The 15,887-nt window shown below is 70.2% G+C and carries 13 protein-coding genes and 2 riboswitches; of the genes, 7 read left to right on the top strand and 6 right to left on the bottom strand.

Annotated elements, in window-relative coordinates; translation table 11 throughout:
• Positions 1 to 91: 91 nt before the first annotated feature.
• Positions 92 to 328: riboswitch (cobalamin riboswitch) on the bottom strand.
• A gap of 50 nt (positions 329 to 378) precedes the next feature.
• Positions 379 to 2,706, bottom strand: coding sequence for a 5-methyltetrahydropteroyltriglutamate--homocysteine S-methyltransferase (metE, locus tag KHU32_RS14150; RefSeq protein ID WP_213670726.1), 2,328 nt, complete (start codon positions 2,704 to 2,706; stop codon positions 379 to 381).
• Positions 2,707 to 2,823: 117 nt separating this feature from the next.
• Positions 2,824 to 3,021: riboswitch (cobalamin riboswitch) on the bottom strand.
• Positions 3,022 to 3,240: 219 nt separating this feature from the next.
• Here metE and KHU32_RS14145 point away from each other — a divergent pair.
• The 3 genes from KHU32_RS14145 (at position 3,241) to KHU32_RS14135 (ending at position 6,211) form a co-directional block, all read left to right on the top strand.
• Positions 3,241 to 3,939: an epoxyqueuosine reductase QueH gene (locus KHU32_RS14145; RefSeq protein ID WP_213670725.1), complete on the top strand. Its 699-nt coding sequence runs from the start codon at positions 3,241 to 3,243 to the stop codon at positions 3,937 to 3,939.
• Positions 3,940 to 3,954: 15 nt separating this feature from the next.
• Entirely contained in the window at positions 3,955 to 5,166 is a 1,212-nt protein-coding gene (locus tag KHU32_RS14140) for a winged helix-turn-helix domain-containing protein (protein WP_213670724.1), read from the top strand.
• Between the two features lie 64 nt (positions 5,167 to 5,230).
• Positions 5,231 to 6,211: a Bug family tripartite tricarboxylate transporter substrate binding protein gene (locus KHU32_RS14135; RefSeq protein WP_213670723.1), complete on the top strand. Its 981-nt coding sequence runs from the start codon at positions 5,231 to 5,233 to the stop codon at positions 6,209 to 6,211.
• A gap of 4 nt (positions 6,212 to 6,215) precedes the next feature.
• Here the strand turns inward: KHU32_RS14135 and KHU32_RS14130 are convergent, their stop codons facing one another.
• Positions 6,216 to 6,683: a cupin domain-containing protein gene (locus KHU32_RS14130; RefSeq protein ID WP_213670722.1), complete on the bottom strand. Its 468-nt coding sequence runs from the start codon at positions 6,681 to 6,683 to the stop codon at positions 6,216 to 6,218.
• Between the two features lie 92 nt (positions 6,684 to 6,775).
• Entirely contained in the window at positions 6,776 to 7,717 is a 942-nt protein-coding gene (locus tag KHU32_RS14125; protein WP_249681037.1) for an alpha/beta hydrolase fold domain-containing protein, read from the bottom strand.
• Positions 7,718 to 7,866: 149 nt separating this feature from the next.
• Between KHU32_RS14125 and KHU32_RS14120 the strand changes: the two genes are divergently transcribed.
• The 3 genes from KHU32_RS14120 to KHU32_RS14110 all read left to right on the top strand — a co-directional run bounded on the left by KHU32_RS14120 (position 7,867) and on the right by KHU32_RS14110 (position 11,775).
• Entirely contained in the window at positions 7,867 to 10,458 is a 2,592-nt protein-coding gene (locus tag KHU32_RS14120; RefSeq protein WP_249681036.1) for a bifunctional acetate--CoA ligase family protein/GNAT family N-acetyltransferase, read from the top strand.
• 128 nt (positions 10,459 to 10,586) lie between these two features.
• The gene (locus KHU32_RS14115) at positions 10,587 to 10,751 is read left to right on the top strand and encodes a hypothetical protein (protein WP_213670719.1); all 165 of its coding nucleotides are present in this window, start codon (positions 10,587 to 10,589) and stop codon (positions 10,749 to 10,751) included.
• A gap of 205 nt (positions 10,752 to 10,956) precedes the next feature.
• Positions 10,957 to 11,775, top strand: a complete 819-nt coding sequence (locus tag KHU32_RS14110; protein WP_213670718.1) for a hypothetical protein — start codon at positions 10,957 to 10,959, stop codon at positions 11,773 to 11,775.
• A 25-nt stretch (positions 11,776 to 11,800) separates the two neighbouring features.
• Here the strand turns inward: KHU32_RS14110 and msrP are convergent, their stop codons facing one another.
• Both msrP and KHU32_RS14100 read right to left on the bottom strand, forming a co-directional pair.
• Positions 11,801 to 12,754 carry a protein-methionine-sulfoxide reductase catalytic subunit MsrP gene (gene msrP / locus KHU32_RS14105; RefSeq protein WP_213670717.1) on the bottom strand — a complete coding sequence of 318 codons (954 nt, stop codon included), beginning with the start codon at positions 12,752 to 12,754 and terminating at the stop codon, positions 11,801 to 11,803.
• The gene (locus KHU32_RS14100) at positions 12,726 to 14,438 is read right to left on the bottom strand and encodes a DUF6311 domain-containing protein (protein ID WP_213670716.1); all 1,713 of its coding nucleotides are present in this window, start codon (positions 14,436 to 14,438) and stop codon (positions 12,726 to 12,728) included. Before KHU32_RS14100 ends, msrP begins: the two co-directional genes overlap by 29 nt.
• 510 nt (positions 14,439 to 14,948) lie before the next feature.
• On the opposite strand from KHU32_RS14100, the gene KHU32_RS14095 reads away from it, so the two are divergent.
• Positions 14,949 to 15,191: a hypothetical protein gene (locus KHU32_RS14095; protein ID WP_213670715.1), complete on the top strand. Its 243-nt coding sequence runs from the start codon at positions 14,949 to 14,951 to the stop codon at positions 15,189 to 15,191.
• Positions 15,192 to 15,212: 21 nt separating this feature from the next.
• Here KHU32_RS14095 and KHU32_RS14090 read toward each other — a convergent pair whose 3' ends face one another.
• Positions 15,213 to 15,842: an HD domain-containing protein gene (locus KHU32_RS14090; RefSeq protein ID WP_213670714.1), complete on the bottom strand. Its 630-nt coding sequence runs from the start codon at positions 15,840 to 15,842 to the stop codon at positions 15,213 to 15,215.
• Between the last annotated feature and the right edge of the window lie 45 nt (positions 15,843 to 15,887).

Here is a 15,887-nt window from a genome sequence, read left to right as displayed (position 1 = left end):
GAAACGGGCGCAATCGGGGCGCGGGGAGTCTTCATCGTCTTCACCTGTCCCCGGTGCACCCCGCCCGGATCCTCATGGGTCACGACGGCCTTTCGGCGCGCCGGCAAGGGCAGGTCTCCTGGCTCGCGGGTCACGGAGCTGGCCCTGCCTTCCCACGGCTCTCGCCGCAGTGGCCCGCCCCTGGAGGGGGCGGAAGGGCCAGCGTCTCGCCGCTGACAGTTGCGGGGGCAGCTGCCGACTTGCCCGGGGCGGGGGAGCATTCCCCCGGCGGACGCACGGCATTCCCTTTTTCACCCGCTCGCGCGGGACCATTGCGATGGCAGGATTAGGCGAGACGCGGGCCACTGGGCAAGCCACCCCGTGACCCGCGCCTCCCTTTCAGGCGCGCGCGGCGCGTGCGGCCGATACCATGTTCTCGATGGCGAGGCGCACTTCCGGCCACTTGCGGGTCTTGAGGCCGCAATCGGGGTTCACCCAGAGCTGGTCGGCCGGCAGCCGGCCGGCCGCGGCCGTCAGCAGCTCGGTCATCTCGCCCACGGCGGGAACGCGCGGCGAATGGATGTCATAGACGCCCGGCCCGATCTCCGCCGGATAGCGGTAGCCGGCGAAGGCATCCAGCAGCTCCATCTTCGACCGCGCGGTCTCGATGGAGATGACGTCCGCATCCATGGCGCCGATCGAGGCGATGATGTCGTTGAACTCCGAGTAGCACATGTGCGTGTGGATCTGCGTCGCATCCGCCACGCCCGAGGCCGTGACGCGGAAGCTTTCCACGGCCCAGTCGAGATAGGTGCTCCACTCGCTCTTGCGCAGCGGCAGGCCCTCGCGCAGCGCGGCCTCGTCGATCTGGATGATCGCGGCACCGGCCTTCTCCAGGTCCACCACCTCGTCGCGGATCGCGAAGGCGATCTGCCGGCAGGTGGTCGCGCGCGGCTGGTCGTCGCGCACGAAGGACCAGTTCAGGATCGTCACCGGGCCCGTCAGCATGCCCTTCATCGGCCGCTTCGTGAGCGACTGGGCATAGCGCCACCACTCGACGGTCATGGGCTCGGGGCGGGCCACGTCGCCATAGATGATCGGCGGGCGGACGCAGCGCGAGCCGTAGGACTGCACCCAGGCATACTTGGTGAAGACGAAGCCCGAGAGCCGCTCGCCGAAATACTGCACCATGTCGTTGCGCTCGAACTCGCCGTGCACCAGCACGTCCAGCCCGACATCCTCCTGCCAGCGCACCGTCAGCGCCGTCTGCTCGCGCAGGAAGGTCTCGTAGGCGGCGTTGTCCAGGATGCCGCGGTCGTGGTCGGCGCGCGCCTTGCGGATCTCGGAGGTCTGCGGGAAGGAGCCGATGGTTGTGGTCGGGTAGCTCGGCAGCTTCAGCTTCTCGCGCTGCACGCCACGCCGGACGTCGAAGGCGGAGCTGCGTCGGGCCAGGGCCGGGTCCTGCTTCGCGGCGCGGGCCTGGACCGCCGGATCATTGATCCGCGGCGAGGTGCGGCGCGAGGCGACGGAGGCGGTCGCGGCATCCAGCACCGCCTTCACGCCGGCCCGCCCGCCGTTCAGGGCCTTGGCCAGGGTGGCGAGCTCGGCGATCTTCTGGACGGCGAAGGCCAGCCAGTCCTTCACCTCGGGCTCCATCGCGGTCTCGCGGTCGAGGTCGATCGGCGTGTGCAGCAGCGAGCAGGACGGCGCGAGGATCACCTCGCGGCCCGCGGCCAGGACGGGCTCCACGCGGTCGAGGATGGCGTTCAGGTCCGCCTTCCAGACGTTGCGGCCGTCGATGACGCCGAGCGAGAGCACGAGGTCCGGGCGGGCGCCCGCCAGCACGGGCGCGAGCTGTTCGGGCGCGCGCACCAGGTCGACATGCAGGCCGTGGACCGGCAGGGAGAGGGCGGTGTCGAGGTTGTCGTCCAGCGCGCCGAAATAGGTCGTCAACATCACGCGCAGGCCGATCGCCGCGCGCGAGAGCTTGTCGTAGGCCTCGCCGAAGGCCGCGCGCGCGGCGTCGGAAAGGTCGGTCACCAGGGAAGGCTCGTCGATCTGCACCCAGCGCGCGCCGGCGCGGGCGAGGGACTGCAGCACCTCGACATAGACCGGCAGCAGGCGCGGCAGCAGCGTCAGCGGATCGAAGTCGCCGCCCTTGGCCTTGCCGATCAGGAGGTAGGTGACGGGCCCGAGCAGAACGGGGCGCGTCTCGATGCCGAGGGCCTTGGCCTCCAGGTACTGGTCGAGCGCCTTGGTCGAGGCGAGGCGGAAGTTCTGCTCGGCCGTGAACTCGGGCACCAGGTAGTGGTAGTTCGTGTCGAACCACTTGGTCATCTCGGCGGCGGGCGCGCCCTTGGCGGCCGGGCCGTGATCATGCCCGCAGCCGCAGCTGCTTTCCTCGGCGGCGCCGGCGCGCGAGCCGCGGGCCATGGCGAAGTAGGTCTCGATGCCGACCTGGTCGCTCTTCCAGCCGTAGATGGCGGGCACGGCGCCGACCATCGCGGTCGTGTCCAGCACGTGGTCATAGAGCGAGAAGTCGTTGGACGGGATGATGTCCGCGCCCAGGTCGTGCTGGCGCTTCCAGGTCTGGGCCCGGAGGCCGGCGGCAACGTCGAGAAGGGCCTCGACCTTGGCATTGCCGGACCAATAGGCCTCGAGCGCAGTCTTCAGCTCGCGCCGGGGCCCGATGCGCGGGAAGCCGAGGGTGGCGACGGTGACTGACATGGCAACCTCTACCTTCGTTCGTTGTGACGAGGCTTCGAGCCAGGCGCGTGCGGCCGACCTGCGCGGAATCGTTCCGTCGCAGCTCCTTGCATGCGACCAGACCGGGCACCCCGCCGGAGGACGTTATCTATCGGGGCAGGTCTCCTGGCTCACGGGTCACGGCGACGGCCCAGTCTTCCCAGGGCGCGAGCCCCAGTGACGTGTTTGGACCGCCGCTCGCCGCTTACAGTTGCGGGGGCAGCGCCGGTGTCACACCGGCTTCCCTCTTAGCTGCGCGCCAAGCGAGCGCGCAGAACCTCGATGGGCCCATGAATCTTCCTTTGGCCGCCCGTTGTCAATCATCGAATAAAGAAATGCTTATATGGCGATATAAGGGTGTGATTTATGGCCTGCTGAACGCCGCGACCAGCTGGGAACGCGGAATGGCCGCCGCTTCGGCGCAAACCGAGGGCGGCGCTTCACGCTCGATTCCGGGCGGGAAGGGCGTAAAACTCAGGGATGAAGGGGCGGAATATCCATGCTAGCGAACAGGGCATGAACGAGATCCAACGCCCCGTCCTGGCGCCGCCCGGCGGCGAGAAGAAGGTGCTGCTGCATTCCTGCTGCGCCCCCTGCTCGGGCGAGGTGATGGAGGCAATGCTGGCCTCGGGGATCGAATACACGATCTTTTTCTACAACCCGAACATCCATCCCCGCCGCGAATACGAGCTCCGCAAGGACGAGAATGTCCGCTTCGCCGAGAAGCACGGCGTGCCCTTCGTGGATGCCGATTACGACACGGACAACTGGTACGCTCGGGCCAAGGGGATGGAATGGGAGCCCGAGCGCGGCGCCCGCTGCACCATGTGCTTCGACATGCGCTTCGAGCGCACGGCGCTCTACGCCCACGAGAACGGCTTCCCCGTGATGACCAGCTCGCTCGGCATCTCGCGCTGGAAGAACAAGGCGCAGATCAACGAGAGCGGCGCGCGCGTCACCGCGCCCTATGCCGGGTTGAGCTACTGGGACTTCAACTGGCGCAAGGGCGGCGGCGCCGCGCGGATGATCGAGATCTCCAAGCGCGAGCAGTTCTACCAGCAGGAATATTGCGGCTGCATCTACTCCCTGCGCGACACCAACCGGCACCGCCGCGCAACCGGGCGGCGTCCGATCGAGCTCGGCAAGCTATTCTACGGCATGCCCGAGGAGGAGCCGGCCGAGCAGGGCCTGACGCCCGGCGCCGACGGCCAGTAGGGACCGCGCCCGCGAATGGACGAACAGCTGGAACCACCGGTCCCGACCTTGCCTCGCATCTCCCTCCGCAGGCGGCGGGGATCGCCCGTCGAGCTGACGGCCGCGCAGCTTCGCGCCATCTGGCTCAGGGCCCAGCGCCTCGACACGCGCGTGCCCTTCGGCGAGGGGCCGGAGGCAACGCGGCGGGCGGTGGCGCATCTCGGCTACGTGCAGATCGACACGATCAACGTCATCGAGCGCAGCCACCATCACATCCTGCACAACCGCATCCCGAGCTACGCCCGCTCGGACCTCGAGCGGGCGCAGTCCGGCGAGAAGTCCGTCTTCGAATACTGGACGCACGCGCTGGCCTATGTCGCGGTCGAGGACTACCGCTTCTTCCTGCCGGAGATGGAGCGCCGCCGGGCCCTGCCTTCGACCGGCGTGGCCGAGGCCGACCATGCGGCGCTGCTGGCGCGCATCCGGCGCGAGGGTCCGCTCTCCATCCGCGACATCGACGACGAGGTGCTGGTCGAGAAGACCCATCCCTGGGACAGCCGCAAGCCCTCCAGGCGCGTGCTGCGGCACGCCTTCTACGCGGGCGATCTCGTCGTCTCGCGGCGGGTTGGCATGCTGAAGACCTATGAACTCACCAACCGCCATTTCGGCTGGCGCCGGCGTCCTAAACCCGCGACGGAGGCCCAGATCGCCGACTATCTGCTGCGGCGCGCGGTGGTCTCGCAGGGCGTCGTGAGCCTGGATTCCATCTGCTACGGCCGTCTCTCGGCCAAGCCGGCGGTGGCCGCCGCGATCGAGACCGCGGTGCGGCGGCGGCGCCTGGTGCCCGTCCAGGTGGAGGGCGCCGGGAAGGTGGCGCATTGGGCCGCGCCGGAAGCGCTGGAGGTGGCGGGCGCGCCGGAGCCGCTGGTCCATATCCTCTCGCCTTTCGATCCGCTGGTGATCCAGCGCCGACGGCTGGAGATGTTCTTCGGCTATGCCCATCGCTTCGAGGCCTATGTCCCCGCCGAGAAGCGCGTACAGGGCTACTTCGCCCTGCCGGTGCTGGCGGGCGACGAGATCGTGGCGGCGATCGACCTCAAGACGGACCGGCAGGAAGGCCGGCTGCTGATCCGCAAATGGAGCTGGATCGCGCCCCAGCGCGCCGGGCTGAAGGCCGCGATCGAGGCGGCGCTGGCGCCCTTCGAGCGGTTCCAGCTCTCCCCCGCGGCACGCGAGGAGGCAGGGTAGGGGCGGCCTGGGCGAAGCCTGCCAAGCGGGCCATCATGGGCGAAACAATATAGGGAATTCGTCCGTGCTTCGCCGCCGCCATCTGCTCGCCGTCCCGCCCTCGCTCGCCGCCGCGCTGGCTTCTCCCGGCGTTCGCGCCCAGCCGGGCTATCCCAGCCGCCCGATACGGCTTCTCGTCGGCTTCGCGCCCAGCGGCTCCACCGACATCGTCGCGCGGGCGATGTCGCAGAAGCTGCAATCCCTGCTCGGCCAGCCCATCGTGGTCGAGAACCGGCCGGGCGCGGGCGGCAATATCGCGACCGAGCAGGTCAGCCGCTCCGCGCCGGATGGCCACACCCTCCTGCTCGGCACGATCGGGCCGCTGGCGATCAACCCGACGCTCTATCGCGACCTGCCCTTCGATCCGTTGAAGGACCTGACCTCCATCTCGCGCGTCGGCCTCGTGCTGAACGTGCTGGCGGTGCCGGCCGACCGCCCCTGGCGCAGCGTCGCGGAATTGCTGGCGGCTGCCCGCGCGCGGCCCGATACGCTGACCTGCGCCACCTCCGGCGTGGGCGGCGCCGGGCACCTGGCGAACGAGCAGATGAACGCGCTGGCGGGCGTCCGTACCGTGCATGTTCCCTATCGCGGTGGCGGCGCGCTGCTGGCGGACCTCGTGTCGGGCAAGGTGGACTACGCCTTCACCACGGCCCTCAATGCCGTGCCGCAGACCGAGGCCGGAAAGCTCCGCCTCCTCGCGGTGCCGACGGCGCAGCGCAGCCGCCTCCTGCCGCAGGTGCCCACCATGGCCGAGAGCGGCCTGCCGGGCTTCGAGATGATGGACTGGATCGCGCTGATGGGCCCGCGCGACCTGCCGGCGCCCATCGTCCGCACCATCGCGGACGCCGTCCGCGCGACGCTGACCGACCCGGAGCTGGTCGCCCAGCTCGCCGAGCGCCGCGTCGAAGTCGAGCCGTCCTCGCCCGGGGAGCTGGTGCAGTTCCTCCGGGACGAGACCGCGCGATGGGCGCCGATCGTGCGCGCCTCGGGATCGACGCCGGACTGAGGCCTCAGGGGGCCGGTGCGGCGACGGTGTCGCCCGGCCGCTGCGGCGGCAGCTTGATCGCCAGCGCGCGGAACCGGCCCGTGGTGGCGCGCGAGCCGGCATGCGGCGTGCCGCGCGGGATGACGATGAGGTCGCCCGGCTTCACCTGCACCTCGCGGTCGCCGAGCCAGAACGAGCCTTCGCCCTGCAGGATCAGCTGAATCTCATTCGCGTCGGCATGGTAGTGGCGCATCACGTTGCCGCTCTGCACCGCCACCGTGCCGTCGGCCGTCGTGACCAGCGTGCGGCTGCGGAGGTCGGTATTGGGGATGAGGGTACCGATCTGCTCGTCCGTCATGCTCAGCAGGTTGATGATCTGCGGCGTGAGCGGCGCCGGCCCGGCCTGCGCCTCGGCCTGCGGGATGAGGTGATGGGCGAGGAGGCCGGCCGCGAAGGCGGCGCCGAAGCCGGCGCAAAGGAAGGGAAGGCGCATGGGGCGTTTCCTTGGGGCGTGTTGCCCCCGGAATGATCGACCCATGCCCCCTGCATATTCAATCGCGAAATGGATCCGCGACCGGCGGCCGCTCAGGCCGCGACGCGCGCCTTCAGCCAGGCGCCGGCCTCCGCCGCCGCGCGGTCCGCCGCGCCGACATGGCCCAGCGCCCGGGCGAAGCCGTGCACCGTGCCGGGGAAGGTCCGCATCTCGAGGTTCACGCCCGCATTCCGCAGCTTCTCGGCGAAGGCCAGGTTCTCGGACGCCAGCACGTCCAGCTCCGCGATGTGCAGCAGCGAGGGCGGCAGGGTGGAGAGCTCGCCCCGGATGGGAGAGGCGAAGGGCGAGAGGCGCGCCACCGCGTCCGGGCAATAGGCATCCCAGTAGAAGCGCATCTTCGCGAGGGTGAGGCCGTAGCCCTCGGGGAATTCGCGGTAGCTTGGCGTATCGAGGTTATGGTCGAAGACGCCGTAGTTCAGCAGCAGGCCCTTGAGCGGGATGGGCGAGGGCTGCTCCGCGTTGAGCAGCGCCAGCCCGGCCGCGAGGTTGGCGCCCGCGCTGTCGCCGCCGAGGACGATGCGCGTGGGATCGAGCCCCAGCTCCGCGCCCCGCGTCGCGATGTGGCGCAGCACCGCCGCGCATTCCTCCAGCGCCTGCGGGAAGACCGCCTCCGGGCTCAGCGCATAGTCGGGGCCGAGCACGGCGCAGCCCGAGGCGGCGGCATAGGCGCGCATCAGCCGGTCATGCGTGTCCACGCTGCCCCAGACCCAACCGCCGCCATGGAAGTAGATCAGGACCGGCAGGTTCGGATCGTTGGTCGGGCGATGGAAACGCAGCTGCATGCGGCGGCCGCGGATCGGCAGCAGCAGGTCGCGGCTTTCGGCCATCACGTCGCCGCCCTCGGCCTGGGGCAGCTGCGGCTCGTCGTTCAGGCGGCGCTGCTCGTCGAAGGGCGCGCTGCGGGGGGGGGTCGGGAAGACGATGGGCGGCTGCCCCGCCGCGCGTCCGGCCACCATGGCGCTGAACGCCGCCATCTCCGGATCAATTCGCCGATCGCCCATCACCATTCCCCGTCCTGCTGAGAAGGACAGGGCAGCGCGTCGGCGCGGGTTGCGCAAGATGGCAGGGGTGGGCCATCGCCTTGGGCCTGACACGATTGCCGGGGCTATAAGCCTGCATGCCCATGATTCTGACAGGTCGCCCCGGGGCGGGCTTCCGCGACACGGCGCTGTTCCGCCCGCGCTCCGTGCTGCTGCACGCCGATCCCGCACTGCCCGAATCGTCCATCCTGACGCGGAACCTGCGCGAGGGTCGCTTCCAGGGAAGGCTGATGGCGGAAGGCCTGGAGGGCTTCGAGCCCCCCGAGGGTGCGCCCGACCTCGCCATCCTCTGCGTCGCGCCCGATGCCCAGGCCCAGGCGATGCAGGAGATCGCGGCGATGGGCTGCCACGCCGTGGTGGTGCCGACCGCGGCGCCGGACCTGGCGGAGATCGCGGGCAGCGCCGGCATCCGGGCGCTGGGCGAGCGCAGCTTCGGCTTGGCGCTGCCGGGCATCGGCCTGAACGCCACCCTGTCCCACCTGCACGTGCCCAAGGGCCGGTTGGCGCTGATGGCGCAATCCTCCGCCATCGCGCGCGCGGTGATCGACTGGGCCGCGGCCGAGGGGCTGGGCTTCAGCCATATCATCGGCATCGGCTCCAACGAGGATCTGGGCTTTGCCCTCGGCCTCGACTGGCTGGCGCGCGACAGCGGCACGGCCTGCGTCCTGCTCGACCTGCGGCGCATCAAGCAGCGCCGGTTGTTCGTCTCGGCCGCGCGGGCGACGGCGCGCACGCGGCCCGTCCTGGCGCTGCGCCCCGGCGGGCGCTCCGATGATCCATCCGGCGTCGGCGAGGCGGTGATGGACGCGGTGCTGCGCCGCGCGGGCATCCTGCGCGCCGCCGGCTTCGAGGACTGGCTCGCCGCCGCCGAGACGCTGGCCCGCACGCGGCCGCGCGCCGGGACGGGCGCGGGGGATCGCGTCGCGATCGTGGCCAATGGCCTCGGCATGGCGCGGCTCGCGGCGGATGCGGCGGTGGCCCAGGGGCTGCAGCTGGCCGAGCTCACGGAAGCGACCAAGGCCGGCCTGGGCGCGCTGCTCGATGGGCGGGCGGCGCGAAATCCGCTCGCCCTCGGCGCCTCGGCCGGCGGCCGGCTCGCCGAGGCCGCCAAGGTGCTGGCCGCGGCGCGCGAGGTCGACGTGGTGATGGCGGTGCATGCGCCGGAGCCGGAGCGGACGCCCGCCGCATCCTTCGCCACCACCGGCATGCGCGGGCGCGGCGCGCCCATCCTGCTGGGCTGGATCGGCGAGGCCAGCGCGCATGACGAGCGCGCGGCCCTCAGCGAGGCCGGGCTTCCGGTCTTCGACACGCCCGAGGCCGTGGCGCGGGGCGCCGCCCATCTCGCGGCCGAGCGCCGCAACCGCGCGACGGCGGCCGAGCTGCCGGATTCCGATGTGCTCAAGGTCGAGCCCGATCGTGCGGCCGTGCGCGCCCTCTTCGCCGCGGCACGCGCGGAAGGACGGTTGAGCCTGCTGGAGGACGAGGCGCTGGCGGTGCTGGGCGCCTATGGCATCGCCACGCTGCCGGTTTGGCGCGCCGCCACGCCCGCGCGGGCCGCCGGCGCGGCGGTGGCCGTCGGCTTTCCGGTCGCGCTGAAGGCGCATGCGCTGCTCCGCCACAAGAGCGAGGTGGGCGGCGTGCTGCTCAACCTGCGCGACGGCGCCTCGGTCGCTGCCGCGGCGGCGGCCATGGCCGAGGAGGTGCCGCGCCGCGCGCCGGGCGTTGCCCTGCAGGGCTTCCTGGTCCAGCGCCAGGCGCCGCGCGGGATGATGGAGCTGCGCCTGCGCGTCGGCGACGATGCGATGTTCGGGCCCTGGATCGGCTTCGGCCAGGGCGGCACCGCGGCCGATTTCGCGCAGGACGAAGCCTTCGACCTGCCGCCCCTTAACCTGCCGCTGGCCCATGGGCTCATCGCGCGGACAAGGCTGTCCCGCCTGCTTCCGGGTTTCCGCGACCGCGCGCCGGTGAACGAGCCCGCCATCGCCGATGCGCTGGTGCGCGTGAGCCAGCTGCTCATCGACTTCCCCGAGGTCGCGTCGCTGAGCGTGAACCCGCTCTTCGCCGATGCGCGCGGCGTGCTGGCGGCCGATGCCGCGCTCACGCTCCGGCCGGAGGGCGAGACGCCCGTCTTCGCCATCCTGCCCTATCCCGCCCATCTCTCCGCGGAGTTCACCGCGCCCGACGGCCGCGTCTTCGAGATCCGCCCGATCCGGCCGGAGGATGCGGCCGCGCATGGTGAGCATTTCCGCAGCCTGCCGCCGGAAGACGTCCGCTTCCGCTTCTTCTCGGCGCTGCGCGAGCTGCCGCCGGCGATGCTCGCGCGCCTCACCCAGATCGACTACGGGCGGGAGATGGCCTTTGTCGCCCTCCAGGGCGGAAAGATCCTCGGCACGGCGCGCGTCATCCGCGAGGGCGGCGGAACGGCGGCGGAATTCGCGGTGGCGCTGAGCCCCACGGCCAAGGGCACCGGCCTCGGCCAGCATCTCATGACGCGCGCGATCGCATGGGCGCGGGGCGAGGGGATCAGGGAGCTCATCGGCCAGATCCTGGCGGACAACCAGCCGATGCTGGCCTTCGTCCGGCGGCTCGGATTCACCCTCAGCCGGAGCGACGAGGATGCCGACGTCATGATCGCGAAGCTGCCCTTGTCGCCGGAGCGCGAGCCGTCGGGATGAGGGCGCGGCCGGGCGATTTCGCACGGCGATATCGTCTCGATTCGGTCACGACATGAGCCAACTCCCGCCACGGCTGGCGCGTTTCCTTCCTGTCGGGCGGCGCAGAACATCGCCGCCGGGAGGTCGTGATGTACCGGACGCTTCTAGCCTGCCTCGCGCTGCTCGCCCTCGCTTCCCTGCCGGGATGCGTCGCCTATCCGGCCTACGGGCCTGGCTATTACGCGCGACCCGCCCCCTACGGGTATTACGGCCGGCCCTACTATCGCGGGGGCGGAGGCTATTATCGTTACTGACGCGACTATCGTTACTGACGCGACCGAAACCCCTCTTGTCGTGCATGCGCTGGCATGGTCAGGGTGAAGGACGCGAACCGCTTCACCAGCGATGGCCGCGCCCTGATCGCCTCCGGCGCGGCGGGTACAGCAGCCTCCCTGTGAGGAGGGGCGCTCCACCACGCCGGGGCGTCCGCACCGGCCGATCATGACTTTGGAGGCTGGTATGTCGGACCCGATCGCCCGGGCTTTTCCCGTGCGACCCCTGCGGATCAAGGCTCCGCTGCATCCCTGGCGCGCCTGGCTCCTGGCCCTCATGTGCGTGGTGCTGTTCGGCGGCGGCATGGTGGCCGTTTCCTACAAGACGCTGCCGGTGCTCCTCACCGACTACCAGGTCCGCAATACCGCTGTCGTTCTGCCCAAGACGCGCGTGGAGCGCGGCGTCTGCCGCGTGCGCTTCTTCCTGCTCAACGACTGCGACGCGACGCTGGTAGTTCCGCAGGACCGCGGACCGGCCTTCCGACGCGAGGTGAACTACACCTTCTTCGAGCCGAGCGCGGGCAGCCGGCAGGTCATCGCCATGGGCGATCCCGCGCGGCCGGAGCTCATCACCACGGATCTCGGGCTCGATCACTTCATCAACCGCGTCGTCACCTTCGCCGTGCTGATGGGGTTCCTGCTGCTGCTCTGCCTCGGCTCGCTGCGGATACCGCTGATCGCGCACCGCCAGCGCCGGACGGCCGCCATCCTTTCGGGCCAGGTGCTGAACCCGGTGCCCGTGGTGCTGGAGCGCTCGCAGGCCGGATGGAAGGCGACCGCGACCTCGGACGGACGATCCGACACCTGGCGCCTCGGCGCGAAGGCGGAGCCCTTCGTGGTGGATCACCGCAGCGGCATCGCGCTGGCCGTCACCGGCGCGGCGGGCGGGCCGCTCTTCCCGCTCGACGAGAAGCTGAGCTGGCTCGACCTCTCGGACGAGGAGCGCGCGGCGATCTGGGCGGCGCGGGCGGAAATCCAGCGCTCGGCCCAGGGTTCGGCCGCCTGAAAGGACAGGGGGAGGCGCCTGAGCCTCAGGCCCAGAGCCGCTCCCGCTGCAGGTTCGTGTAGAGGCCCGACACGAACTCGCCATAGCCGTTGAAGAGCTGCGTCGGCACGCGGTCTCCCGTGCCGATCACGCGCTCGGTCGCCTGGCTCCAGCGCGGATGCGCGACCTGCGGATTCACATTCGCCCAGAAGCCGTATTCCGCGGGCTGGATGGTGTTCCAGAAGGTCGCGGGCTGGCGGTCCGTGAAGGTCATCCGCACGATCGACTTGCCGGACTTGAAGCCGTACTTCCACGGGAAGAGCACCCGGATCGGCGCGCCGTTCGCGCCCTGCAGCGGCTTGCCGTAATTGCCCACGGCCAGGAAGGCCACCTCGTTCATCGCCTCGGCAACGGTGCAGCCCTCGGTATGCGGCCAGGGATACCAGCTCTGGCGCAGGCCCGGCATGACCGAGGGGATCGCCGCCGTCTGGAAGGCGATGAAGCGCGCGCTGGCGGTCGGCTCCACGAGCTTCACGAGCTCTGCCAAGGGAAAGCCGGTCCAGGGAATGACCATGGACCAGCCCTCGACGCAGCGCAGCCGGTAGGTGCGCTCCTCGATCGGCATGAGGCGGATCAGCTCGTCGAGGTCGAATTCGCGCGGCTTGCCGACCATGCCCTCGACCTTGATGGTCCAGGGGCGGAGCGGCATGCGGGCCGCCTCGCGCGCGATGCTCTTGGTCGAGCCGAATTCGTAGAAGTTGTTGTAGGTCGTGGCCTCGCGCTCGGACGTCAGGTCGCGGCCGGGGACGTAACGGGCATTGGCCTGGGCGGCGGGCAGGGGCGGCGACGCCGTCGCGCCTTGCGCCATGGCCGGAGCCGCGAGCGCGGCGGGAAGCAGGGCGGCGCCGGCGCCCAGCAGGGCGCGCCGGCCCAGCACCAGCGCCTCCGGCGTCACCTGGTGGTCGGCGATTTCATAGCCGCGGCGGCTGCGGACGAGCATCGGCATTCTCCGGCCCGGCGGGAAGGCCGACCGGGAGATCCGGTCTTGGGCCCGCGTCTGAGGCGATCGAAGTCCCCTTCGTCGAGGCGACGGGAGAGGTAACGTCCCAGCCTGGCGCCAGCACGTCGAGGCCATCGGCCTGGAGCAGCCGGTCGCGGCCCTCCTCCATGCCGGCGCGGGCCTGGGCCACGGCCTCGGCGTCGCGCAGCACGTAGAGCACGCCGGGCTCGTGCCGCCCTTCGGAGAGCCGGGCGGCGACATCGGCGCGCAGGCGGTCGATGGCGGTGGCATCGGCGCGGGCGAGGTAGACCGCATCCGTCGCCAGGCCGTGGCTCGCGGCGAAGACGGCGACTTCCTCCCAGGCGCGGCCCTGGTTGCCGGCCGGAACCAGGCGGACGGCGCGGTAGCGCTGGGCGGCCTCGGCCCAGAAGGGATCGGCGAGCCGCAGCGGCAGCTGGGCCGGCGTCGGCGGGAAGTAGTGCGCGACGCGCGCATAGCCCGGGCGCAGGTCGGCAGCCTGGACCAGCAGCAACGCCAGCAGGACCACGCCGCCCCAGCGCGGCCCGAAGGCGCGCAGCAGCCCGGCCATGCCGGCCAGGATCAGCGCATAGGCGAGTGGCCAGAAGTAGCGTTCGGAGGCGCGGAGCATGCCCAGCAGCTCGACGACGCGGTCAGGTAGAGGAAGGGTGAAGAGCTCTGTGCCGCCGAAGGTCACGCGGTGGCTGATCGCGAAGGCCAGCATGGCCAGCAGCACCACCATCAGCGGGACCAGCCGCCGCCGTGGCGGGACAAGGGCCAGGAAGGGCAGCAGCAGCAGCGCGCCGAGGCCGAGATAGGAGCTGCCGGTCTCCGGGTGGTCGGGGTCCGGCAGGTCGGGGAGGATGCCGCCCCAGAAGGAGGGATCGAAGGGCGCCAGCAGGTCGAACTGCATGGTGCCGTACTGGTCGTTGCCGTGGCCCGCGCCCAGCACGAAGAAGCCCGCGGCCCAAAGGCCGGCCAAGCCCGCCGCGGGAACCGCCAGCGCCTCCGCCACGCCCTTGCGCGACCACCAGTCCGCCGCCCAGAGCGCCAGGACCATGGGCAGGATGTAGGAGTGGATGAGTGCCGCCGCGACCACCAGCGCCGCCCAGCCCGCTGGCCGCCAACGCCCGGCGGGGCTGAGCGCGAGCAGCAGGCCCCAGAGCACCAGCCATTGCGCCGAGAGGGCGAAATGCCCGCCCATCCGGTTCAGCAGCATGGGCTGGAGGACGAAGATCATGGCGCCGGCCAGCCGGAAGAGCGGCGCCTCGGTCACGCGGCCGATCAGCCGCCAGGCCAGCCAGCCCTGCAGGGCGCCGCAGGCGGCGATCCACATGCCCCAATACTGCTCCACGACCACCACGCCGCGCAGCGCCTTGAAGACGAAGGCGAGGAGGGGAATGGAGTCTGCGTAGAAGATGGAGGAGGAGATCTCCATGCCGAACATCGGGTTGAGGCCGGGCGGCCACATCCAGGGCGACAGGCGGAAATAGGTCCAGCCCAGCCAATACTGCACCGGATCGGGGCCGACCTGGCCCGAGAGCATCCAGCCCGTATGGGAGGGCGGCAGGATATGGGTCCCGAAGATGGCCAGGATGACGGCTCCGCCCAGGAAGGCCGCGCAGAGCGCACCAACGATGGATGACGGGGCGGGCGGTAGCCGCATGCAGGACCCTCCTGATGGTCCTGCATGAAACGGAGGAACCCTGTCCGAGTTACGGTGAGAATAAGGCGTCGTCGACCGCGGGGTATTGAAATTCCGGTGGCGAATCTTCCGGAAAATTCGTGGAAGGAATTTTGGGGGTTTTTTCGATAATTGACAAAGTAACTTCAAAGAAATCGCAATTAAAGCGAGAAATTATTTTGCAAGTTTATATATTTATTTAATAATATTAAAAAATTTCTAAACATTTCAAATGAAAATCCCATGGTTTGAGATGATATGCCAAAGAACTTTCATAAAGTTTATTTTGTTCGCATAAATTCGGGCGGCGGCGCACCGGCGGATCCCGAAAATCCAAAGCGGCGTTCCCTGCTGATCGCTTCCCCGCCTTCGGCCAAACCGGTCTCTTTCTTCGACCGGTCGAAGGCGCTGAAATGACGCCGCCTTCTGCCGGCCTTGCCGCTCTCCACCCCCTCGGGCGATGCTGATGGAGATGGAGGCTTGGTTATGTGGATGATCCCCCTGCTTCTGGTCTTCGCATCGAGCCCGGCGCTGGCGCAAAGCGGCCTCTGCTCGGCGATTCCGGATCGGGAGGCACGGCTGGAATGCCTCGGCCGGCCCCCGGAGCGCGCGCCCGTGCCCGTGCCGCCCGCGGCCGCCCTCAGGGAATGCACCCGCGCTATCCCCTGCCATGATTCAGCCGGCGCCTATTACACCGGCCGCAGCGGCGGAAAGCGCTACATCCGCAGCCGGTGAGAAGCTGGCGGGGCGGCGGCCTTAGCGCCCCAGCACGCGCGCCAGATTGTTGCGCGCCTTTTCCTCCCAGCCGAGATCGCGGGCCGCCTGGGTGCGGAAGAGGTAGGGCGCGGTCCCGAGGCGTTCGAGGAAAGCGCGCCGGCCCTGGTCGAACAGCGCCGGCGGCACATGCGCGTATTCCACGCGAAGCCGCTCCGTGTTCCGGTCGAAATGCGCGCTGGCCAAAGGCTCCAGGTCCAGATCCAGGAACCAGGCGCCCCATTCGTTGTCTTCCGGGCGGAGCCTGATCCCCTCGCCGAGATGGTCGGCGGAGGCGAGGATGGCCTCCGTGATCTGGCGGACCTGCCCTTCGTCCAGGCCGCAGGCCTCCCGGTCGCGCAGAAAGGCCTCGACCGACGCCGCCTCGTTCCGCCCGGCCGGCGCCGCGGGCTCATAGACGATGTCGTGATAGGCGATCAGCAGGGGCACCAATGGCCGGCCCGCCTCCCCATGCACCTCGCGATGGAGCCGCCACATCCGGCCCAGATGCTCGGGGCCGTGATAGGGCGTGCCTTCCCTGGCCATGGCGGCGCGCGTGCGATGCGCCGCCGGTGCGGGCAGGGCTTCCAGCAGCGCCGCATAGCCGGCCAGGTCCCTGGTATCGGCGGTCATCGGTCTTTCCCGGATCGCATGCTGGGTCCTCATCTGCTCGCGCGG

It is taken from the genome of Roseococcus pinisoli (genome assembly GCF_018413645.1).
Taxonomy (GTDB): domain Bacteria; phylum Pseudomonadota; class Alphaproteobacteria; order Acetobacterales; family Acetobacteraceae; genus Roseococcus; species Roseococcus pinisoli.
Note: the sequence above shows the minus strand (reverse complement) of the source record. Positions and strands in the feature narration are given on the sequence as shown.